Annotated in this window: 20 protein-coding genes; 5 read left to right on the top strand and 15 right to left on the bottom strand. The window is 51.3% G+C overall.

Annotated elements, in window-relative coordinates:
* Nucleotides 1-7 precede the first annotated feature (7 nt).
* The 12 genes from rpoD to glyQ all read right to left on the bottom strand — a co-directional run bounded on the left by rpoD (nt 8) and on the right by glyQ (nt 12,056).
* A complete protein-coding gene (gene rpoD, locus KJB30_RS05530; protein WP_214296946.1) occupies nt 8-1,756 on the bottom strand; it encodes an RNA polymerase sigma factor RpoD in 1,749 nt (582 codons plus the stop codon).
* 27 nt (nt 1,757-1,783) lie between these two features.
* The gene (gene dnaG, locus KJB30_RS05525) at nt 1,784-3,538 is read right to left on the bottom strand and encodes a DNA primase (RefSeq protein WP_214296945.1); all 1,755 of its coding nucleotides are present in this window, start codon (nt 3,536-3,538) and stop codon (nt 1,784-1,786) included.
* The gene (locus KJB30_RS05520) at nt 3,535-4,026 is read right to left on the bottom strand and encodes a CvpA family protein (RefSeq protein ID WP_214296944.1); all 492 of its coding nucleotides are present in this window, start codon (nt 4,024-4,026) and stop codon (nt 3,535-3,537) included. Before KJB30_RS05520 ends, dnaG begins: the two co-directional genes overlap by 4 nt.
* 97 nt (nt 4,027-4,123) lie before the next feature.
* Nucleotides 4,124-4,567, bottom strand: coding sequence for a GatB/YqeY domain-containing protein (locus KJB30_RS05515; protein ID WP_214296943.1), 444 nt, complete (start codon nt 4,565-4,567; stop codon nt 4,124-4,126).
* Between the two features lie 8 nt (nt 4,568-4,575).
* Nucleotides 4,576-4,773: a 30S ribosomal protein S21 gene (rpsU, locus tag KJB30_RS05510; RefSeq protein WP_173196090.1), complete on the bottom strand. Its 198-nt coding sequence runs from the start codon at nt 4,771-4,773 to the stop codon at nt 4,576-4,578.
* A gap of 136 nt (nt 4,774-4,909) precedes the next feature.
* Nucleotides 4,910-5,239: a phosphoribosyl-ATP diphosphatase gene (locus KJB30_RS05505; protein WP_214296942.1), complete on the bottom strand. Its 330-nt coding sequence runs from the start codon at nt 5,237-5,239 to the stop codon at nt 4,910-4,912.
* A 63-nt stretch (nt 5,240-5,302) separates the two neighbouring features.
* A complete protein-coding gene (hisF, locus tag KJB30_RS05500) occupies nt 5,303-6,064 on the bottom strand; it encodes an imidazole glycerol phosphate synthase subunit HisF (RefSeq protein ID WP_214296941.1) in 762 nt (253 codons plus the stop codon).
* On the bottom strand, nt 6,064-6,795 hold the full coding sequence (gene hisA / locus KJB30_RS05495) for a 1-(5-phosphoribosyl)-5-[(5-phosphoribosylamino)methylideneamino]imidazole-4-carboxamide isomerase (protein WP_214296940.1): 732 nt from the start codon (nt 6,793-6,795) through the stop codon (nt 6,064-6,066). The genes hisF and hisA overlap by 1 nt, the downstream gene beginning before the upstream one ends.
* Nucleotides 6,796-6,882: 87 nt before the next feature.
* Complete coding sequence (gene hisH, locus KJB30_RS05490; RefSeq protein ID WP_214296939.1) at nt 6,883-7,506, bottom strand: imidazole glycerol phosphate synthase subunit HisH; 624 nt, start codon at nt 7,504-7,506, stop codon at nt 6,883-6,885.
* The gene (locus tag KJB30_RS05485) at nt 7,506-9,062 is read right to left on the bottom strand and encodes a bacteriohemerythrin (protein WP_214296938.1); all 1,557 of its coding nucleotides are present in this window, start codon (nt 9,060-9,062) and stop codon (nt 7,506-7,508) included. The genes hisH and KJB30_RS05485 overlap by 1 nt, the downstream gene beginning before the upstream one ends.
* Nucleotides 9,063-9,114: 52 nt before the next feature.
* A complete protein-coding gene (gene glyS / locus KJB30_RS05480; RefSeq protein ID WP_214296937.1) occupies nt 9,115-11,178 on the bottom strand; it encodes a glycine--tRNA ligase subunit beta in 2,064 nt (687 codons plus the stop codon).
* Nucleotides 11,178-12,056: a glycine--tRNA ligase subunit alpha gene (gene glyQ / locus KJB30_RS05475; RefSeq protein ID WP_246545532.1), complete on the bottom strand. Its 879-nt coding sequence runs from the start codon at nt 12,054-12,056 to the stop codon at nt 11,178-11,180. Before glyQ ends, glyS begins: the two co-directional genes overlap by 1 nt.
* A 503-nt stretch (nt 12,057-12,559) precedes the next feature.
* Between glyQ and rho the strand changes: the two genes are divergently transcribed.
* The 5 genes from rho (at nt 12,560) to prfA (ending at nt 16,997) form a co-directional block, all read left to right on the top strand.
* Nucleotides 12,560-13,807 carry a transcription termination factor Rho gene (rho, locus tag KJB30_RS05470; RefSeq protein WP_214296935.1) on the top strand — a complete coding sequence of 416 codons (1,248 nt, stop codon included), beginning with the start codon at nt 12,560-12,562 and terminating at the stop codon, nt 13,805-13,807.
* A gap of 118 nt (nt 13,808-13,925) precedes the next feature.
* The gene (rpmE, locus tag KJB30_RS05465) at nt 13,926-14,126 is read left to right on the top strand and encodes a 50S ribosomal protein L31 (RefSeq protein WP_214296934.1); all 201 of its coding nucleotides are present in this window, start codon (nt 13,926-13,928) and stop codon (nt 14,124-14,126) included.
* Nucleotides 14,127-14,217: 91 nt separating this feature from the next.
* On the top strand, nt 14,218-14,910 hold the full coding sequence (gene thyX, locus KJB30_RS05460; protein WP_214296933.1) for an FAD-dependent thymidylate synthase: 693 nt from the start codon (nt 14,218-14,220) through the stop codon (nt 14,908-14,910).
* Nucleotides 14,911-14,951: 41 nt separating this feature from the next.
* Entirely contained in the window at nt 14,952-15,875 is a 924-nt protein-coding gene (locus tag KJB30_RS05455; protein WP_214296932.1) for a DUF1385 domain-containing protein, read from the top strand.
* Nucleotides 15,876-15,932: 57 nt separating this feature from the next.
* Nucleotides 15,933-16,997 carry a peptide chain release factor 1 gene (prfA, locus tag KJB30_RS05450; protein ID WP_214296931.1) on the top strand — a complete coding sequence of 355 codons (1,065 nt, stop codon included), beginning with the start codon at nt 15,933-15,935 and terminating at the stop codon, nt 16,995-16,997.
* Nucleotides 16,998-17,096: 99 nt separating this feature from the next.
* Here prfA and KJB30_RS05445 read toward each other — a convergent pair whose 3' ends face one another.
* From KJB30_RS05445 to priA, 3 genes are all read right to left on the bottom strand, one after another.
* Entirely contained in the window at nt 17,097-18,575 is a 1,479-nt protein-coding gene (locus KJB30_RS05445) for a PAS domain-containing sensor histidine kinase (protein WP_214296930.1), read from the bottom strand.
* Entirely contained in the window at nt 18,572-20,077 is a 1,506-nt protein-coding gene (locus KJB30_RS05440; RefSeq protein ID WP_214296929.1) for a response regulator, read from the bottom strand. Before KJB30_RS05440 ends, KJB30_RS05445 begins: the two co-directional genes overlap by 4 nt.
* A gap of 345 nt (nt 20,078-20,422) precedes the next feature.
* Nucleotides 20,423-22,660: a replication restart helicase PriA gene (priA, locus tag KJB30_RS05435; RefSeq protein ID WP_214296928.1), complete on the bottom strand. Its 2,238-nt coding sequence runs from the start codon at nt 22,658-22,660 to the stop codon at nt 20,423-20,425.
* Nucleotides 22,661-22,678: the final 18 nt, after the last annotated feature.

Here is a 22,678-nt window from a genome sequence, read left to right as displayed (position 1 = left end):
AACATATTTACTCAACGAAGCTCTTCAGCTTTTTGCTACGGCTCGGATGACGGAGCTTGCGCAGGGCCTTAGCTTCAATCTGCCTAATTCTTTCACGGGTTACTTCAAAATCCTGGCCTACTTCTTCCAAGGTGTGGTCGCTCTTTTCGCCTATGCCGAAACGCATACGCAAAACTTTTTCCTCGCGAGGGGTCAGGGTGGAAAGAACTCTGGCAGTCTGTTCGGAAAGGTTTGCCTTGATAACCGCCTCAATGGGCGATACCACTGCCTTGTCTTCAATAAAATCTCCAAGATGCGAATCTTCTTCCTCCCCAATTGGTGTTTCAAGAGAAATAGGTTCCTTGGCTATCTTGAGAACTTTGCGCACCTTTTCGAGGGGCAGTTGCATGCGCTCCGCAATTTCTTCAGGAGATGGCTCACGTCCGTTTTCCTGAACAAGCTGACGGCTGGTGCGGATCAACTTGTTGATGGTTTCGATCATGTGCACCGGAATACGTATGGTGCGCGCCTGATCGGCAATGGCACGTGTAATAGCCTGGCGAATCCACCATGTTGCGTAGGTGGAAAATTTATATCCGCGCTGATATTCAAATTTATCGACAGCCTTCATCAGGCCGATGTTTCCTTCCTGGATCAGGTCAAGAAACTGCAGGCCGCGATTGGTGTATTTTTTCGCGATGGATACAACGAGTCGCAGGTTGGCTTCGATGAGTTCTGACTTGGCAAGCCGCGCCTTGCATTCACCCTCTTCGATAGCTTTAAGCGCAGTGGAGAGCGCGGTGGCCTTGAACCCCGATTCCTGCTCTACTTTTTGCTGTTTGCGGGCTGCTGTCCTTAGCCGTTTGTCGAGTTTGTCGATTTCTTCCGCACTGAGTTTAAGTTTCTTTATTTCAGCAGCCGCTTTTTCTTCATCTTTCTGATACTTGTCGATAAGAATCTTGAGCTTGTCTGAAGGTATCAGCTTTTCAAGGTCGGACAATTCTCTCATCATCCGGTCGACCGTATAAGAAAGCTCTTTTAGTCGCTCTGAAATCTTGTTGATGTGGCGGTCCTTGAGGCGCAGGGAAGTAAGCAACTCCTCCTGATGATCCTTGACCTCGCGTAACCTTTTCTCCATCTCACGTTTTTTAGCAACTGCTTTTGAATCTTCAATCTCGGTAGCAAGGGCGGTCAACTCCTGGTCACCAGCCGCAATTGCATCGATTATTTCCAGGATGCGCAGTTTAGGCACATCCTCTTCATCCTCTTCAAGTACTTCCTCTTCAACTTCTTTGCTGATCTCAGAGGCGCCAATCTGGAATTTACGCAGTTTCTCTCCCAGTTGCACTACTTCTTTGATTGTGATTGGCGTGTTGAGAATAACACTGGCAACATCTCTTTCACCATCTTCAATACGCTTTGCTATTTCAACTTCACCCTCACGAGTAAGTAGTGAAACTGATCCCATTTCCCGAAGGTACATACGTACAGGATCGCTGGTTCGACCAATGGAGCCCGGTTCAAATTCTACCTCTTCGGCCTCGCCTTCGGCTTCTTCATCTTCTTCCATATCTATTTTGAGTTTTGGAATCTTTACTTTCTGGGAAGAATCAACAATTTCAATATCCATATCTCCGAACATGCCCATAACATCATCGATCTGTTCGGTGGCAATATCTGGAGGGAGAATGTCATTTACTTCGTCAAAGGTAAGGAAGCCTTTTTCCTTGCCGAGGTCTATCAATTGTTTGACTTCATCCATATTTTTCTTTGCCATTCTTTCACCTCAAAAAGTAGCGCTTAGCTACAGTCTCGATTTTCTGGTGCGCAATGCATCAGCCTGTTGCAGCAGTGCCGTGTATTCTTCGCTGTCCGGCTCCAGAACAGCCAATTGTGCTGCAATGTCCTTCATTGAACCGAGGGCTTTTTTCTCCCGACCGCGCCGGCAATGGTCAAAAACATCCCGCCAATTTATGTCCGCAAGATGATCATCGGAAACAAGCAGACGTGTCAGAATCATCTTGAGTTCTTCATCTTCTATCTTTTCGGTCAAGTGACGCAAAACCTGAATGTCTTCGTTGTCTGACAAGGCGGAGGCTATCCGTTGTGCCAGTTCCAGGTAAGGGCCATCAAAAAACGAATTAGCTCCGGTACCACAGATTTCCCGACGTGCTTCAGGGTATCTGATCATAACTGCAAGCAGTGTTTCCTGCCGCTTGTCTCCCTGGCGGGAGGGGCGAGGTGACTGAGCTCCATCGATATCCCGGGCTGTGAGATCCATTCCACCGAGACGCTTGCGAAAAGCATGCGGTGCAATCGCCATTAAGCGGCAGATCTCTTTCTCATAGAGATCTCGTTCAACCGGATCCGCAATTTTACGAAACCTGGGTGCTAGCTCATCAATCACCCGTACTTTATTATCGACACTGTCGGCGGGTGTTGCTGCCAGCAAGGATCGCACAAAAAAATCAAAAGCCGGCCGGGCTTTTGTCTGTCGGCTGCGAAAATCTTCCACAGTGTTGGAGGCCAGAAAACTATCCGGATCATCACCGGCTGGCAAAGTTATGACATAAGCCGGCAACCGCTGTTCAAGGAAAAGTTCCATGGACCGAATGGTTGCCTTGCGGCCTGCCGTATCGCTGTCAAACAGGGTAAATACCTTTGCTGCATGACGTTTCAGTAAAGCCGCATGACTGGCAGTCAGCGCAGTGCCGCAGGTTGCAACCACGTTGCGAATGCCTGCCCGAAAAAGCGCCAAATGGTCAAAGTACCCTTCCACAATTATGACACTGTTTTCAGATCGTATGGCCGGAAGAGCCATGTTAATGCCAAAAAGCACAGAACTCTTGTGGTAGAGCGGCGATTCAGGCGAATTTATGTACTTGGGCAGGGAAGCGTCAAGTACTCGTCCGGCAAAAGCGATAGTATTTCCCTTCGGATCACATATAGGAAACATCAGGCGGCTGCGGAACAGGTCATACCAGCCTCTGTCGCTTTTTCGTATGATTCCAAGTTTCAGGGCCTTCTCCAGGTCAGCCCCATTTGCCTTAAGATGTTGCACCAGGCCATCACTTCGGTCTGATGCATATCCAAGCTGATATGCCGCGGCAATTTCTCCCGTGGCTGTGCGTTTTTCAAGATATTTCCGGGCAACGGCGCCTGCCGGTGAATGCTCAAGGACCGATCGGTAATATTCTACTGTCAGGTCGTTTATTCGCTGAAAAGCCTGTCGATCGTTCTGGGCCTGCTTTTCTGCAAGCGTCAGTTGCCGCTCTTCAATCTCGATGCCAGCTTTGCGGGCCAGCATTTTGACCGCCTCGGGAAAAGCCAGGCCTTCGATTTTCATGACAAATGAAAGCGCATTCCCACCGGCGCCACATCCGAAACAGTGGAATATTTCCCGAGCCGGATTGACGTTGAATGAAGGGGTCTTCTCTCCGTGGAACGGGCAAAGCCCTGTATAATTACTGCCTGAGCGCCGCAACTGAACGTAGTCCGAGACAACTTCCACAATGGAAAGCCGCTCCAGGACTTCGCGGATTTTTTCTTCTGGAATCATGGCTGACTGCCTGTTTTTCCACGCCAAACGGAGAGCATTTGGTCGCCCAGCTGGGCAAACATTGCAGCCGACTGGTTTGAATGAATCTTCTGCTTCATTATCCCAGGCATGAAATCGGCTGTCCCGATGCAGAAGAGCATGCTGAGCAGCAACGCACCTTCTGCGGCTCCAATCAGCAATCCTCCAACCCGGTTAAGGGTGCCAAGCATGATGACCCGCAAAGCTGTGGTGATGATATTGCCAAGGACGTGGGCGATGAATCCTGTCAGCATCAGCAGAAGCATGAAGGCTAAAAAAGCAGCTGCATGGGCTGGAATGTGCAGGATGTTCCGTAGTGGAATGGAAAAGGCCGGGTAGTAACGGTATGCGAGCCAACCTCCGAGGATAAGGGCGGCAAGTGAGGCAGTTTCGTTGATGAGCCCGCGAGTCAACCCCTTGATGGCAAAAAACAGCAGGGTCATCAGAATGAGGATGTCCGGAAGACTCATTAGAAACTCTCAGTATGGCCAAAAAAAAAGGCGATCAATAGTGATAGCCCCTTCGCGGTCGAATATTCAGCTGTTAGGCCGGATATTCGTGTGGCGGTCAGGAAAGATGCTGTTTCACCATGTCGCTGACAACTTTGCCGTCAGCCCGGCCTGCCGTCACTGGAGTGAGCGTCTTCATGACCCGTCCCATGTCCTTGATGCCCGATGCCCCTATTTCGCCAATAACCTTTACTACCAAATCAGAGATTTCATTGCTGCTGAGTTGTGTGGGGAGAAAACCGAGCAGGATAGCCAATTCCGCTTCTTCCTTTGCAACCAGATCCTGCCGGTTACCTTCCTGGTAAAGACGGATTGATTCTCGGCGCTGTTTGACCAGGGTCGAGACTACCTCGATTATTCCCTGGTCATCCAGTTCCTGTCTCTGATCAATTTCACGATTTTGCACTGTTGAGCGGATCATGCGGATGACGGAAAGACGCAAATCATCACGTGCTTTCATGGCTTGCTTCATCGCATCTGTTATCTGCTCTTTGAGTGTCATCGTTATCCCTAGTCCATCATTTTGCGCTGTTTCTTGAGGGCGCGTTTGCGAGCTGCGATGGCCTTTTTCTTGCGTTTGATACTTGGTTTTTCGTAATGTTCGCGTTTGCGGACTTCGGAAAGAATTCCTGCTTTTTCACACTGTTTTTTGAATTTCTTCAGAGCGAGTTCAAACGGCTCACTTTCCTTGATTTTTACTCCCGGCATCCATATCCCTCCCCTCATTTTGAAGTGACTGCATAGATGACGTGATTGCTACGCCGTGATGTAAAAATTTTGAGAGTTTTATAGAATAACAGTTAACGCACAGTTGTCAACACATAAAAGCAGATGCTTAGTTGGATCAACCACTTGTGCTGGTGCGCGCATTTTTTTCAGCGATACCGGATATACCAAATCTGCGGCGAAGTTCTGCATAGACTTCTTCCGGGGAAATCCCCTGATGTCCCAAAAGAACCAGCGTGTGAAAGAAAAGATCAGCAGTCTCATAGACTATCTGTTCGCGGACCTCTCCTTTGCCGGCTATCACGAGTTCAGTAGCCTCTTCACCCACTTTCTTGAGAATCGTATCAAGACCTTTTTTCATCAGGGACGCGGTGTAAGAACTATCGCCCGGATTGGCCTTGCGGTCGAGTATGACTTGATAAACATCATTAAGGATGTTGTCGTTCATTGACTAACCTCGTGCTGTAAATCTGCATGTGCCCAAGCTTCCACACAGCATTTACAATCTTATTCAGAGCCTTACGGAAACATTTTTATCATGCAGGTACTGTTTGGCTTCACCAATAGTGTATTCACGGTAGTGGAAGATGGATGCAGCCAGACAAGCGCTGGCTCCGGCCTTTGTAAAACCGTCGTAAAGATGTTCCAGATTTCCGACGCCCCCCGATGCTATCACCGGAATTGAGACTGCATCGACAACTGCGCGTGTCAATTCGAGATCATAGCCATCCTTGGTGCCATCGCAATCCATGCTGGTAAGGAGGATTTCACCTGAGCCGTAAGCTTCCATCCTCACGGCCCATTCAATGACATCGATACCCGTGGGCTTGCGACCGCCATGTGTGTGAACTTCCCATCGTTTCTCGCCCGGTACCCTGCGAGCATCAATTGCCACGACAGTGCATTGGGAACCAAAACGTTCGGCAGCTTCGCGTACGAAATCGGGTCGATGGACAGCCGCCGTATTGATGGATGTTTTGTCCGCTCCGGCATTGAGCATACGGCGGATATCCTCAACCGTACGTATGCCTCCACCGACGGTGAGCGGCATGAAGACTCTTTCGGCCGTGCGGCGTACCACATCCACAATGGTGTCCCGATCATCGCTCGAAGCAGTGATGTCCAGAAACGTCAGCTCATCTGCCCCCTGATGATCGTACATCTCGGCAATCTCGACCGGGTCGCCGGCGTCGCGCAGTTCAAGAAACTGCACCCCCTTGACGACACGTCCCCCTTTGACATCCAGACAGGGTATAATGCGTTTGGTCAGCATCAGGCCTGCCCTCTTGTTAATGAAATGGCTTCGGCCAGTTTTATCGATCCAGTGTACACTGCTTTGCCGGTAATTACGCCGGTAACGCCACTATGCTCAATCGCCATAAGATCTTTGATGTCCTTCAGGCTGGACACTCCGCCTGAGGCGATGACCGGTATGGAGACCGCTTCGGCCAATGAGCGGGTTGCTTCCAGGTTGGGGCCTTGCAACATGCCGTCCCGGCTGATGTCGGTGTAAATAATGGCCGATACTCCGCAATCCTCAAATTTTTTGGCAAGTTCAACAGCAGTGATGCCGGTGACTTCTGCCCATCCCTGAACAGCTACCATGCCGTCTTTTGCATCAATGCCAACCACAATGCGTCCCGGGTATCTGACACAGGCCTCGCGCACAAGTTCGGGATTGCGCTGGGCCGCCGTACCAATAATTACGCGTGACAGTCCCATTGACAGATATGCTTCGATGGTTGCCAGGTCACGGATTCCGCCGCCCAATTGAGCCGGAATGGAGATGGTCTTGATAATGGCTTCGATGGCTGCCCTGTTTTTGGGTTCACCGGCAAAGGCCCCATCCAGGTCGACCAGATGCAGCAGTTCGGCACCTTGATTTTGCCAATCAAGAGCCTGAGCAGCAGGATTCTCGTTAAAAATTGTATCCTTGTCCATCAGCCCCTGTTCAAGACGGACGCACTTGCCTTCCTTCAAATCAATGGCGGGTATGACTAGCATTCATCATCCTTTTGTTACCACGAGAGACACGACTCCAAGGAATGTTCCGGATGAAATTCCTTTGCAGCTCTTTGTGTACTTGGTGGCTCAGTGAATTTCTGCGAAATTTTTCAGTATCCGCAATCCTGCGTCCTGGGATTTTTCCGGATGAAACTGTGTTGCCACAACATTGTCCTTCCAGACAGCAGAACAGAAATCAATGCCATAGCTGGTGGTGGCGGCGATTACGGATTCATCTTCCGGCTTGACGTAGTAGGAATGGACGAAGTAGACGTTGGTGCCCTCTTTGATGCCGTCAAAGGCAGGAGGTCTATGGGTAACGTGAAGCTGGTTCCAGCCCATATGGGGGACTTTCAGGATTTCGTCCTGCTCCCGTACACCATCGGGGAAACGGAGTACATGCCCGGGAATCACATTCAGTCCCTGGTAGAGTCCGAATTCGACACTGTCGGTAAAGAGCAGTTGCATACCAACGCACACTCCCAGAAACGGCCGTCCCTCTGCGATAACGCGAAGGATCGGTTCAACAAAACCCCCTTCTTCAAGGTTGTGCATGCAGTCCCGGAAGGCGCCTACACCAGGAAGAACAATTCTGTCAGCTTCAAGCACAGCCTGAGGGTCTGCTGTGATGACAGCTTTGGCTCCGATCTTTTCAAAGCCTTTCTGAACGGAGCAGAGGTTGCCCATGCCGTAATCTATGATTGCAATCATTAGCGGATACCATTCTTTATCAGGTGAGGGGCGTAACGCTTGTCAGTTCCCTTTATGTGGTTAATCAGCCAGCCTTGTAGGAACTCGATGACACTTTGTGTGAGCACCGCCTCGCCGGCATTGAATTTTCCCTGCAGTTGAAGTACCTGTTCCACCAGTTTGGCATGTTCCTGTTTATGTGCGGTTTCATCAGGATAGCGTGTGGTGCGGAAGGCATCCTCTTCTGTGGCAAAATGTGATGCGGTGTATTCTATCAGGCGTCCCAGTATCTGTCCGACCGCCTCCTTGCTTCGTTTCTGCTGCATGGCGTCATGAAGATCATTAACCATGTCGAAAAGTTTGCGGTGCTGAGTATCGATTGAATTGATGCCCATGACAAAGCTGCTGTCCCACTCAAGAGCCTTGGCAAGCTTGAATTTGCCGACCAGCTGATGCAGATCGTCCACCTGGGTGGCAAGCATTATGGTTGCCTCAGTGGTGCTGCGTGCATTATCCACGTTTCGGTTTACTACATCTGTGATCATCTGGATGTTATTGGTTATTTCGTGGGTGGTGGCAGTCTGTTCCTCTGCAGCTGTGGCTACCTGGCTGATCTGCATCGAAAGCTCGTTGATCTTTTCCAGAATGTCTTCCAGGGCTTCTCCTGAGCGGGCAGTTTCGGCTGTGCCGCGTGTAACTTCGTCAACCCCTTCTCCCATGGATGTAACGGCGGCCAAAGTCTCTGCCTGGATGGATTTTATCATTGTACTGATTTCTTTGGTAGCCCTGGTGGTACGTTCGGCAAGAGCGCGCACCTCATCGGCAACTACCGCAAAGCCGCGACCCTGTTCACCGGCCCGGGCCGCTTCAATGGCGGCATTCAATGCCAGAAGGTTGGTCTGGTCGGCAATGTCCTGGATGGTATTGACAATAGCGCCAATCTGGTCCGAGCGTTTTCCGAGCCCTTCTACAGTCAATGCAGATTCATTGACACGCGTGGCAATGTTTTCCATGAGACGGGAGCTGTTTTGGGCAAGTTCAGAACCGGCATGGGTCTGGCTGCTTGCTTTTTGTGCGCTTTCGGCTGCATAGAGGCAGTTGCGTGCTATATCACCCGATGTGGCAGACATTTCCTCACTGGCCGTGGCAATGGTGCCGGCCTGCATTGCTACGTCTTCGGCTGCAGATGCCATGGCATCGGTTGTCGAGCGGACCATGCCGACCGAATCACGCACCAGGTCTGCTACTGAAAAAAACTGACGCATGGCCTGGTTCATATCATTCATCATTTTGTTGAAGGAAGTGGCAAGTCGACCCAGTTCTCCGGAGTCGTGAACATCGGCACGCACAGAGAGATCCCCTGCAGCTGCCTTCTCCAGTGCCTGGACGACAACAGTCAGCGGTGCAAAGGCCTTGCGACAGAGTAGCCAGAGTGCCAGCGAGGAGCAGGCCAGGATGGCTCCGCCGACAAGCAGTGAAACCAGCAGGTGATCTCCAGGACTCAGAGCAGTTATGGCAGCGATTGCAGTAGTGAGAATAACTGCATTGCTCGCCAGGATGCGGCCTGTGAACGACATAAGCATCTCCTTGTAGAATGACACATTTTGTTCAGAGCTCCGGCCAGACAGGTCAGGCGATTCGCGAGAAATCGGCTATGCGACCGAACATGCGGGCGATTGCAGTCAGCAATGCCAGCCGGTTGGTCTTTACTCGCTCATCCTCAGCCATGACCATTACTTTGTCGAAAAAAGTATCTACCGGTCCACGTAATGTGGCGATACGGGTCAGCGCATCCAGCCAGGCACCCTCGGCAGTCTTTTCCTGTACCTCGTTTTTGACAGATTGAAAAGCAGTGTAGAGACCGTTTTCTGCCGGATCTTGGAAAAGGGCAGGGTCCACCGGTGCGTCAGTACCTTCCTTGATAATGTTTCCTACCCGTTTGAATGCCACGGTCAGAGGCTCAAAATCAGGATGTTTTTTGAACTCAGACAGTGCCGCAATGCGTGCCTTTACCTCCACCAGATCATTGAAACCGGCGGCAATAGCTGCTTCAACAGCATCTGATGCGTACTCGGCGGCGACCACATTGACAAAGCGGCCGCGGAAAAACTCCAGTACATCGGCAGCAACCTGTTGCTTGGGGCGGGAAAGTTTGGCCGTCAGCAGATCAAGCGCCTTGTCGATCAAGTCTGTCAGCGAGAGTCTGTACTCTTTATCCAGGACTATGGCAATGATGCCGATGGTGGCCCGACGCAAGGCGTAGGGATCAGCAGCACCCGTGGGAATAAGACCCACCCCGAAGCAGCCGCAGATTGTGTCGAGTTTGTCGGCGATGGATACGAATGCGCCGATGTCGGACGTGGGCAGGCTGCCGCCCGCCTGGGCAGGGAGGTAGTGTTCGGCAATGGCATTTGCCACGGCAGCGTCTTCTCCTTCCAGAAGAGCATACTCACGTCCCATTATCCCCTGCACTTCAGGAAATTCTCCAACCATTCCTGAAACGAGATCCGCTTTGCATAACCATGCAGCACGCGCGGTTTGGGCTGTAACCAAGGGGTTGAGTTTTTCTGCCAGCCCGGAAGCCAAGGCTTGAAAACGTTGCATTTTTTCAAAGGAGGTGCCCAGCTTTTGCTGGTACACCACTTTTTTAAGGGCTTCGACCCGTTCATCAAGCTTTATTTTCTGGTCTTCTTCGTAAAAAAAACGGGCGTCGGAAAGACGTGCACGCAGAACCCGTTCATTCCCCTTGACCACTATGGAAGGGTCTTCGGAGAGGGTGTTGTTGATCGTGATAAAACCGGGCATCAGTGTGCCATTAGCGTCAACAATGGAGAAGTATCGCTGATGGCTGCGCATGGAGGTGATCAGGACTTCTTTAGGCACCTTCAGGAACTCTTTTGAAAAAGTTCCATGAACAGCGCTGGGGAATTCCACCAGATAGGTTACCTGGTCGAGCAATTCCTCATCCGGCAGCAAGTGTCCCCCCGCAGCAACTGCAACCCGGTGGGTTTCACGACGGATGATTTCCTTGCGTCGTTCCGGGTCAGGAATCACGAAATGCCGTTCGCATTCCTCCTGATAGTGGGAAAAATCACGTACAGGAAAGGTGGTATTTGCCATGAAACGGTGGCCGCGGGATACCGTGCCGCTGTTGATGTTACCGAAGGAAAAAGGTACAACAGCGCCGTCAAACAAAGCCACAATCCAGTGTATGGGGCGAGCGAAACGTACATCAAGATCACCCCAGCGCATTGATTTTCTAAAAGGAATGCCGGAAATCAGGCCAGGCAGGATTTCTGCCAGCAGATCAAAGGTCGGCCGTCCTTTTTCCTGCTTTGTGACGGAGATATATTCGCCCTTTTCCGTGGTAATAATCTTGAGAGCAGATGTCTCTACACCCTGTCCGCGCGCAAATCCCTCGGCAGCCTTGGTCGGTTTGCCTTCACTGTCGTAGGCGGCTTTTCTTGATGGACCGGTGGCGGTGATTTCCGCATCCGGCTGTACAGCCGGTATCTCATCAACAACCAGTACCAGGCGGCGCGGAGTAGCGAGAGTCCTGACCTTACCGAAGCTGAGGCGGGCGTTGACCAATTCCCGTACGATGATGGCCTCCATTTCGGCCAGGGCACGTGGTATGAAGCCGGCGGGAATTTCTTCAGTGCCTATTTCGAGGAACAGTTCTTTGGTTTTCATCAGAGGGCACCTCCTTTCAGCAGTGGAAAGCCCAGTCGCTCACGCATCCGCAGATATCCTTCTGCGCAGATTCGTGCCACATTGCGCACCCGGCCAATGTAGGAGGCGCGCTCGGTGACCGAGATGGCACCGCGGGCATCCAGCAGGTTGAAGGTGTGGGAACATTTCATGACACAATCATACGCCGGCAGAACCAGCTGTTTATCGGCAAGACGCAAACACTCTTTCTCATACATGGTAAAAAGCTGCAGCAGCATCTCGACATCAGCCTCTTCAAAATTGTATTTCGAAAACTCCACCTCGCTTTCATGGTGGATATCTCCGTATTTGATCCCCTTGACCCACTCCAGGTCATAAACATTGTCTACACCCTGGAGATACATGGCGATACGTTCACAGCCGTAGGTTATTTCGGAGGAAACCGGCTTCAGGTCGATGCCGCCAGCCTGCTGGAAATAGGTGAACTGTGTGATCTCCATGCCGTCCAGCCAGACCTCCCAGCCCAGGCCCCAGGCGCCGAGCGTGGGGGACTCCCAATCATCCTCAACAAAACGGATGTCGTGCATCTTGGGGTCAATACCGAAAGCCCGCAGGGAATCCAGATAAAGATCCAGAATGTTCTGGGGTGATGGCTTCATGATTACCTGGAACTGGTAGTAGTGCTGCAGTCGGTTCGGGTTTTCACCGTAGCGTCCGTCAGTGGGTCGGCGGGATGGCTCCACGTAGGCAACATTCCATGGTTCGGGACCAAGTACACGCAGAAATGTAGCTGGATTGAAGGTTCCAGCGCCCTTCTCGGTGTCGTAGGGCTGCTGGATGACGCATCCCTGCTTGGCCCAGTAGCTCTGCAGGGAGAGGATAAGATCCTGGAAAGTCAACAATGTAGTCCTCCAATGGGGGAGTTTTGCAGAAAAGGGATATAAACTAGCAGTTCCGGCTGGTGTGGTCAAGAATGGGATTATATAAGAACGCCAGGGTTATGGTGACCTTGTCATCAAGTAGTTCAAGTAGTCTGGCTGCTGGCGCTGCTTGAATGGGATTGAAAGTTTTTATATAGCCTGTTGACATACGTCAATAAATAAAAGCGAGGTTGGTGGAATAACGGCGAATTCGTGTTATTTTATTATTGACAAGCCCGAGATAATAAATGTACGGTTACCGAACCTCAACAAGGCAACATAACGACCTCTGCTAACCTTCATTTTTTATACGATCTCCGATTGCAATCAATGACCACTGTCGAACATGCCGCCAAGGCATTTATTCCCTTCACCGGCGCCTCTTTGAGGAGCAGTCAATAACACCTCAATATTAACCACGCAATATACCTTCCATTTTTGCAGCCACATGACACATGTTTCATGAACAGGCAGGAGAACCGATGAACCTACAGGAATTAAAAGGCAAAAAGATTAACGAACTCAATGCCATTGCCCGTGAACTCAATATTGAGGGAGCGTCAAGCCTGCGTAAGCAGGATCTTATTTTTGCCATACTTAATGCCCAGACAGAGCAAAACGGGATGATCTTTGGCGAAGGGGTGCTGGAGACGCTGCAGGATGGATTCGGTTTTCTGCGTGCTACTGATTACAACTATCTGCCGGGACCTGACGATATCTATGTATCACCCAGTCAGATCCGACGCTTTAACCTGCGTACCGGTGATACCGTTTCTGGTCAGATCCGCCCGCCCAAGGAAGGCGAGCGTTACTTTGCGTTGCTTAAGGTAGAGTCTGTAAACTTTGAGTCACCTGAAGTTGCCCGCGAAAAAATTCTCTTTGACAACCTGACTCCGCTATATCCTGAGGAAAAACTCAAGCTGGAAACGGGCGCTGACAATCTTCCCATGCGGGTTGTCGAGATGGTTGTTCCGATCGGCAAGGGTCAGCGCGGATTGATCGTGGCTCCGCCTCGGACCGGCAAGACCATGCTGATCCAGAATATTGCCAACTCCATAGCAGCAAACCATCCCGAAGTGTATCTCATTGTTCTACTGATCGACGAACGTCCGGAAGAAGTGACTGACATGCAGCGTTCTGTAAGAGGAGAAGTTGTCTCCTCGACCTTTGATGAACCTGCCACTCGCCACGTCCAGGTTGCAGAGATGGTAATAGAGAAAGCCAAGCGCCTTGTTGAGCACAAACGCGATGTGGTGATCCTGCTGGATTCCATAACTCGTCTGGCCCGAGCCTATAATACCGTCATCCCTCCATCCGGCAAAATTCTGTCCGGTGGTGTGGACTCCAATGCACTGCACAAGCCCAAGCGTTTTTTCGGGGCTGCACGCAATATCGAGGAGGGCGGCTCGTTGACCATCATTGCTACTGCCCTTGTTGATACCGGCAGTAAGATGGATGATGTCATTTTCGAAGAGTTCAAAGGCACCGGCAACATGGAGCTCCATCTCGACAGAAAGCTGGTGGAGAAGCGTACGTTCCCGGCGATAGATATCAATAAATCGGGCACACGCAAGGAAGAACTGCTTATCGACAAGACGTCACTCAACCGCATCTGGATTCTGCGAAAAGTTATCCATCCAATGAATGTAGTGGACAGCATGGAATTCCTGCTGGACAAGCTTTCTGAAACAAAAACCAATCAGGAATTTCTGGATTCCATGAGCAAGTAGCCAATCGTTCATCGGTAGCGCCTGGAAAAAAATGTTGCAAAAAAACATGCTTCTCGCTACGATCAAACTTTGTAAAAGCATTCGCTCACTATGCGGCGAGATATGAAGGAGGAAGAAAATGAAAGAAGGAATCCACCCCCTGTACAATGAAGTGACCGTGAAATGCCTGTGTGGCAACACGTTCCAGACTCGTTCAACCCGCCAGGAAATCAACACTGAGATCTGTTCCGCATGCCATCCATTTTTCACCGGCAAACAGAAGCTGATTGACACCGCAGGTCGCGTCGAAAGGTTCAAGAAGCGTTACGGTCAAGCATAGCCGGACATCGGTTCACTGCGCAAGGGGGGGTTTTGTCAGCAGACAAACCCCCTTTTCATGTTCTGAACAAAAGTAATCATGGAATGAATCAATGAACGTAGAACTTCTTCAGCATACACCGGAACCGGAAAGAACCATTGCTCTTGCGGCGCGACTCTGCTATTCGCCGGCATCAATCAACCGGTTGCGTGAGCAACTGGATGCTTCAAGTATTGAATCATTTCTCGACAAGATCATGTCTCTTGGGCACCACTCGGTGCTGGAACATGCTTCCTTTACTTTCGGGATTGAAGGTATCTCCCGCGTAACGACGCACCAGCTTGTGAGGCACCGTATTGCCTCGTTTTCCCAGCAGTCCCAGCGCTACGTCTCCCACAAAGAAGAATTTACTTCCATCATGCCGGACAGCATTGCTGAAAACAGTGAAGCACGGCAGATATTCGCTTTCATGTCCGAAACGGTTCACAAAGCCTACGCGCAGCTTGTGGATATGGGTATTCCAGCTGAAGATGCCCGTTATATCCTGCCGAATGCGACAGAGACCAAAATCATCATGACCATGAATGCCAGGGAGCTGCTGCATTTTTTTGCTCTTCGTTGCTGTCAGCGCGCTCAGTGGGAAATTCGGGAAATGAGCATAGAGATGCTGCGGTTGGTGAAAAAAGTAGCCCCTATTATTTTTCAGGAAGCCGGACCGGGCTGTGTGGGCAGTTCCTGTCCGGAGGGGCAGTTTTGCTGCGGACAGACCCAGGAAGTACGAGAATATTTCAAGGCATTGGAATAGCAGAGCCGATCGTTGTTTTGTAACGTGCTAAAAGGGAATATATGGAAAAAATAAATGTGGGCGGTCAGGCAGTAATTGAGGGTGTGATGATGCGTGCCCCGCGTTCAGTGGCAATTGCTGTTCGCAGGCCCAATGGCGAAATCGTTGTGCGACGTGAGATGGTTGCACCGTTGTCAGAACGCTTTCCGGTCGTCAAACTGCCTATCGTCAGGGGAGCAGTGGCCCTGATCCAGTCTCTGGTCATCGGCATCAAGGCTCTTAATTTTTCAGCCAATGAGGCCATGGTTGAAGAAGAAAAAGAGAAGGGTGGCGGCGAAGAACTTTCGTCATGGGCAATGGCCGGCACCATGGCAACAGCCTTTATTTTCGGTATCGGCCTGTTTTTCGTGTTGCCGCTGTATGCAACCAAATGGCTGACGCAGCTTGCCATTATCAGCGACCACAACATAGTCTTCAACCTGGTAGATGGTGTCATCCGTGTCATTGTTTTTTTACTGTACATCTGGACTATATCGCGCATGGAGGATATCAAGCGCGTGTTCCAGTACCACGGTGCAGAACATAAATCCATTTTCGCTTTTGAAGCGGGCGAAGAGCTGTCAGTTGAAAATGTCCGTCGCTACAGTCGTCTGCATCCGCGTTGCGGCACCAGTTTTCTTCTGATTGTTATGCTGGTGAGCATTGCAGTATTTTCCCTGATTCCCAAGTTGTGGCCCTTCTATCTCAAAGCCGGTTCACGGGTGGTGCTGCTGCCCCTGATTGCCGGAATCTCTTATGAGTTACTCAAGTGGAGCGCCAAACACGATAACAACCCGCTTGTAAAAATGATAATAGCCCCTGGACTGGCCCTGCAGCGCCTTACCACAGGCGAGCCTGACGATGCCCAGCTTGAGGTGGCTATCCGTTCCCTTAATGAAGCGCTTGATGTTAATGCCGGGTATGCAGATGACCGGCTGGTAGTCTAGTTTAAATTCTCTGAGCGCAAAGAACTTTGCGCTCTTTCTATGACTTGAGGTTTTGAAATGTTTGACAAAATTGAAGAACTTGAGCGGCGCTATCAGGAGGTAGAGGCGCTCTTGTCTGATCCCTCCGTGATTTCCAATCAGCCGGAATTCCGCAAACTTTCCCGAGAACATAGCGATCTTTCCGAACTGGTGGCAGCCTATCGTCGCTGGCGCAAAGTTATGGAAGAGATCACCGAAAACCGTGAACTACTGTCCGACCCGGATATGAAGGAAATGGCCGAGGAGGAATTGCAGAATCTGGGGAGCGAGCAGGAAAAGCTGGAAGCTGAAATTCAGCTGCTTTTGCTTCCCAAGGATCCCAACGACAGCAAGAGCATCATCCTCGAAGTCCGTGCCGGAACCGGTGGCGACGAATCTGCCCTGTTCGCTGGCGACTTGTTCCGCATGTACTCCCGTTTTGCAGACCTTAATCGCTGGAAGGTGGAAACTATTTCAGCTTCGGAATCGGAGCGTGGCGGTTTCAAGGAAATCATTGCCTCTGTTGAAGGCGAGGGTGTCTACGCCAAGATGAAATATGAATCGGGTACACATCGCGTGCAGCGTGTACCAGAGACCGAGGCCCAAGGTCGGATTCATACCAGCGCCTGCACCGTGGCAATCATGGCCGAGGCTGAGGATGTGGATATAGACATCAATCCAGCAGACCTGAAAATTGATGTTTATCGCTCTTCAGGCGCTGGAGGACAGCATGTCAATACTACAGACTCCGCAGTTCGAATTACACATCTCCCCACCGGCACGGTAGTAGCCTGCCAGGAAGAGCGCAGTCAGATCAAGAACCGCGCTAAAGCCATGAAGGTTCTAAAGACGCGCATCATGGATACCCTTCTGCAGGAACAGAATGCCAAGCTGGCTGCTGATCGCAAGCAGCAGGTCGGCTCCGGCGACCGTTCAGAGCGCATCCGTACCTATAACTATCCCCAAGGACGTATGACCGATCACCGTATCGGGTTAACGCTTTACAGGCTGGATTCTATTATGGCCGGTGACATCAATGAAATTACAGAAGCATTGCGTGCCCATTATCAGATGGAAGCGCTCAAAGCGCAGAGCGAGGCCTAACCAGAGGTAGGAAACATCCGAAATAACTTAGCCCGTTCAAAGGAATTGAACGGGCTTTTTTTATGGGAACAGAGGGTTGTTTGGCCAAAGCGGCGGATTTCAGGCAAAGCCTTCAGGTAGCCGGTTTCTGATCCTGAATTGCGCACCCCCTTCCAAGTTGGTTACGTTCAGACTTCCCCCCATATGCTTCTCGATGATCATCTTTGACATGTAGAGGCCGATCCCGGTTCCGGTATTCTGTTCTTTGGTAGTGAAGTAGGGATCAAAGATGCGTTCAATTAATTCGATAGGGATGCCGCCTGCGTTGTCGGTGATGGTAACCACCGCGTATTCCTCTTCGCGCCCAACTGTCAGGCTGATTTCAGGTTGTTCCACCTGCCGCTCCATCAGAGCATCGCGTGCATTGATCAACAGGTTGAGTAATGCCTGGGCGTATTCATTAGGATAGCCGTCAATCAACAGGTCCTCTTGTTGATTCCTGATAATTCTTATGCCGTGAGTCATCAGACTTCCCTCAAGTAAAGTAACCGCGCGACTGATGCTCTCTGCAATGCAGAAGCGTTTTATCTCTTTGTCTTCCCTGAAAAAAGTCCTGAAATCATCAATTGTCTGTGACATGAACTGGATCAATTCCATTCCAAGTTTCATGTCGAGATCCATCTGCTCGGGTGTTAACAGTCCGGCATCAAATTCGAAATGGGTATTCTGGATGACCAGGCCCAGGCTGTTGAGCGGTTGCCGCCACTGGTGGGCGATGTTGTTGATCATTTCTCCCATGGCAGCTTGCCGGTTTTGCTGAATAAGGATCTTGTCTTTACGTCTCAGTTCATCAACCGTGTTATTAACCCGCTCTTCCAAAGAAGCATTTAGTTCCTCAAGCTGCCGCTGTTTCATTGCCAGTGCCTGTTCGGCCTGCTTGCGTTCGGTAATGTCATGGGCAATAAAGAAGAGTAGAGGCTTGTCCTGAAAGGTCAATGGACCTCCAAATACTTCTACATCCCGGATCTCCCCGCTTTTTAGAGTGTGGCGCCATTCGTTGATGTAGTTCCCGCGGCTGGATATGTTTTTCCAGGTATTCTGAAGCATCTCCAGAGAAGCAGTATTTATATCCGTGATGCACAGGGAGCGTAGTTCTTCGAGGCTGTAACCCCAGAAAGCAGCAGCTGCTTCATTGGCATCAATAATTTTGCCATCAGCCGGATCAAGCAGATAAGTTATGGATGAATTGCCTTCAAACATTTGGCGATAACGGGTCTCGCTCTCGATCAGTTCATGATTCATTGCCCGCGCCATCTCCAATGCACGAGCCCTGCTGGTTGTCATCTGCCAGGTGAACAGTGCCAGCATCAGGCTCAGGATCATACCTCCCAGAGCAATGGCACCGATCATGTTCAGACGAGAATCCAAGCCTAAACCATCATGAAGTTCCCGGATTGCCGCTCCTCTTTCCTGCATCCACAGAATCAGCGAGATACAGAATCCGGTTAAAAAAACTACTGATGGTAGCCATTTCCCAACCTCTTGTGTTTTGCTGCGTGGAACTCGGAGATGTTCACCTTGTAGTACTGGTTCGGTCATGTTGTCTCTGTTCCGGCTATCGGAAGCCATAGGTGAAAAGTTGTCCCCTCTCCGGGGTTTGTTTTGACTGTGATTGACCCGCCATGGTGGAGAACGACAGCGTGGCAGATGGAGAGCCCAAGCCCTTGTCCCTTCCGGCAGCCCATGGCTTTGGTACTGAAATAGGGGTCAAAGATCTTGTCAAGCTGATCATTGGGAATACCCCGCCCGGTATCGCTGAAGACAATGTGCACATAACGGCCGGGCTGAAGTGGGAGATCTGTGGCTTGAGGGACGATAAATGGTTCGGCGCTGACGCGAAGTGTACCCCCTTCAGGCATTGACTCACGGGCGTTAAGGGCCAGGTGATAAAAAACATGCTGGATCTGGTGTCCGTTCAGGGCCAACTTAGGCAGGTCTTGGGGTAGGTTCAATTCCTGAATAATAGTGGTTCCGTCAAGAGCTTCATCCAGGCCTGCTGTGATGAGTGGCGCCAGCGAGAGGGCATGCCGGGTGGAATCTCCTTCCCTGGTCAGTTCAAGCAGTCTCCGGCCGAGGGCGCGTGCCTCTTCGGAGCTTTTTTCTGCCATGTCGAGTATTCCATGTACAGTGCTTTCCGGCTCGGACTTCATTTTTGCAAGGGATATGCTCCCCAGAATAATCTGAAGAAGATTATTGAAATCATGGGCCAGGCCACCTGCCAGAACGCCCAGGGATTGAAGATGTCTGGCCTGCAGGATCTCTGCTTCAAGTCTGCGTCGCTCGGTAACATCTTCAGCTGTTTTTATATACTTTGACCCTGTTCCGTCAGGCAGATTGAAGGGGGTTATGCCGCAGTATTCCCAATACAGGGTGCCATCTTTACGGCGATTATAAAGTGTGCCGTGCCATTCTTTTCCGTTCCGAATTGTATCCCAAAGCTCAGTATAGGTGCTGACAGGCGTCTGCCCTGACAGGATGCGGGCATTGACGCCGAGTATTTCGTGAGTGGTATAGCCTGTTACCTCGCAGAACTTTTTGTTGACATATTCAATGTTCCCTTGGGTGTCAGTGATCATGGTAATGCTCGGGCTCTGCTCCAGCGCGTCGGAAAGCATGCGGATGTGATCATGCTGTTCTTTGAGCAGACGGTGCAGAAGGATGTTTTCTTTGCTTTTTTCCATTGCTGCAAAGAGCTTGTCCAGCTGGACCGGCTTGAGTACAAACTGGGTTATGCCTATATCAATGGCATCCAGCAGAAAATCGTTATCATTATATGCAGTCAGAACGATGATTTGAGCGTTTGGATCTTCCTTGCGGATTTCACGGGCAAGCTCAAGTCCCGTCATAATCGGCATCATTATATCGGTTAAAACGATGTCGATGGAGTTATTGCGGTACAGTTCCAAACCAACTTTGCCGTTTTCAGCCGTGATCAATTGAAAGCCTTTAAGGCTGATCATTCGGCCTAATTGTTCGCGCGTGGTTGTTTCGTCCTCAACATAGAGCACTTTGATGTGAGTTTTGGCGGGGCTGCTGTTCATGTTGTTCCTGTCGGAGAGCACAACCTGCTAGGGAGTCTGTCGGACGTAGGATAAATCTACTGCAAATTCGTCTGGACGGACCATATTCAGCCGCTTTCTTGGTCAATAGAACAACTATTGACCTGCAAAATCGTCTAAATCTGTCCTCGCCCAGCCTAATTTTCGCTACGATTTCCTAAGCCCGACAGACTCCTGGGTTGTTAAAAAACTAGGCAAGTATACCATGAAAAAGAGAATTCGCAAAAAATGCGCTGGGAAAAAATGCCACATCTACCTCATTCAGCAAGGAACTGTGATTTCCGGTAAAAGAACTTGCTTCCGGGTTACCCAACCAAATAAAGGGAATCACATCATGTCGACCGGGTCAATGTCGATCATCTCGCGGATGGCTGCTGGTGGAGTGCGGTGGGAAAGCCAGTCAGTAATCAACCGACGTAAATCGTTGCGGGAATGAGCCTTGAGCAGGATCTGGCGACGGAAACGGCCGCGCAAACGGTAGAGCGGTGCTGGCGCAGGACCGAGTATTTCGATCCTCAGTTTCAGCTTATTCTTGAGCTGCAGCAGTAGGGCGGTTGTCACTTCAGAACGTTGTCCAACATTCTGTTCCGAGGTACCTGAGATGCCGATGGCAGCAAGAAAAGCGAAGGGGGGGTAGCCGGTTTCGCGGCGAAACTCCAGCTCCTGTTGATAAAAACCGGCACCATCGTGATTGATGGCGCACTGGATGGCATAGTGAGTGGGATTGAGCGCCTGCAGCAGCACCCGACCCGGGGCATCGCCTCTTCCGGCCCTTCCAAAAACCTGGGACAGCACCTGGAATGTCCTTTCCGAGCTTCTGAAGTCAGGCATATTCAGACTCGCTTCGGCGCTGATTACACCGACCAGGGTCACGCCGGGAAAATCGTGTCCCTTGGTGATCATCTGAGTGCCAATCAGTATGTCCGCAGAGCCATCGGCCATGCGGGACAGCAGACGATTATGGCTGCCCTTTCCGGAGGTGGTGTCGCTATCCATGCGCAGGATGCGTGCCTGGGGCAGCAGCTCTACCAGATCATGCTCGACCCGCTCCGTTCCGGCTCCCAGCTCTTTCAGTTCCAGCGCGCCGCAGGAAGGGCAGGTGCCTGGCGCAGGTACGGCATAGTCGCAGTAGTGGCAGACGCTCTGGCGGCGCTGGCGATGATAGGTGAGGGTGACCGAACAGTTGGGGCAGGTCAGGGGCTGGCTACACTCGCCGCAGACGAGGAAGGTGGCAAACCCGCGTCGGTTGAGGAAAATGATAGCCTGTCCCCCTTCCGCAACAGTTTCGACTAGTGACTGATGCAGCTGGGGAGAGATGGTGCTTTTAATTCCCTGCATTGCAATGGTTTCGACTACTGGTAACCGGCTGCCCCCGGCACGAGTCGGCAACTCCAGCAGTCCCAGGCGGCCCTGTTCAACAGCGTAAAGAGTAGTCACCAGTGGAGTGGCTGATCCAAGCACCACCGTGGTTCCTTCAAGCTGCCCCCGCACCAGGGCCAGATCTCGAGCGTTGTAGCGCAGGTTGTCCGCCTGTTTGAAGGATGCTTCGTGCTCTTCATCAACCACGATGATACCGATCTGCTCCAGGGGAGCGAAGATGGCCGAGCGTGCGCCGATCACAATGCGCACCAGGCCGCGCCGGATACGGCGCCATTCGTCGTAGCGCTCTCCATCGGACAGCCCGCTGTGCAGGATGGCGATCCCTCCACCGAAACGAGCCCTGAACCGGTACACAAGCTGGGGAGTCAATGATATCTCCGGCACCAGCACTAAGGCGTTGCGCCCCTGCTCCAAGGCATGAGCAATGGCCTGCAGATAGACTTCGGTCTTGCCGCTGCCGGTAACTCCGTGCAGCAGGAAGGGAGAAAATTCGTGCCGGTCCAGGCTGGAACTGATCTGCACAAAGGCAGTTTGTTGATGCTGGTTGAGCACGCGCGGTATATCCCGTACGGATGCCTCATTGCGAAAGGGGTCGCGGTATACTTCCCGCTGTTCCCGTTCCACCAGTCCCAACTCCTCAAGGCGTTTAAGCTGTGGAGTACACTGTCCAAAGCGGCGGCGCAACTCCGCTGCAGAATTCACCCCATCCTGACGGAGAAACTCAAGCAGGGCAGCGGCCTTGGTGCCTAGCGTACGCTGTGGTTCCGTGCCGTTTCCGGCACGGAACCAGGTTTCGTGGCGAACGGAACGGCCACCGCTCAGCTCGTCTTCATTGCCCTGGCTTTTGCGGGTCTGCAGATTAATTCCTGCCGGCAGCGCCGTCCTGAGCACTTCACCAAGGGGATGCATGTAGTAGCTGGCTATCCAGCGGAAAAACTCGAGCTCCTTCTTAGTCCAGAGTTCTTCATCATCCAGAACGTCGAGAATCTCCTTCAATTTTGTAGTGTCTGCAGTCTCTACTATAGCAAGAACATAGGCGGTAAGACGGCGATTGCCAAAAGGAACCAGCACGCGCTTGCCGGGTGCGGTCGCCTCGGAAAGCCGGGAAGGAACCAGATAGTGAAAGGTCCTCTCAATGGGGAGCGGAACGGCAACTTCGATAATTTGGGATGGCAGGAGGGTCATGGAATGGCGATAGCAGAG

Source organism: Pelotalea chapellei (genome assembly GCF_018531195.1).
In the GTDB taxonomy this organism is placed as follows: domain Bacteria; phylum Desulfobacterota; class Desulfuromonadia; order Geobacterales; family Pseudopelobacteraceae; genus Pelotalea; species Pelotalea chapellei.
Note: the sequence above shows the minus strand (reverse complement) of the source record. Positions and strands in the feature narration are given on the sequence as shown.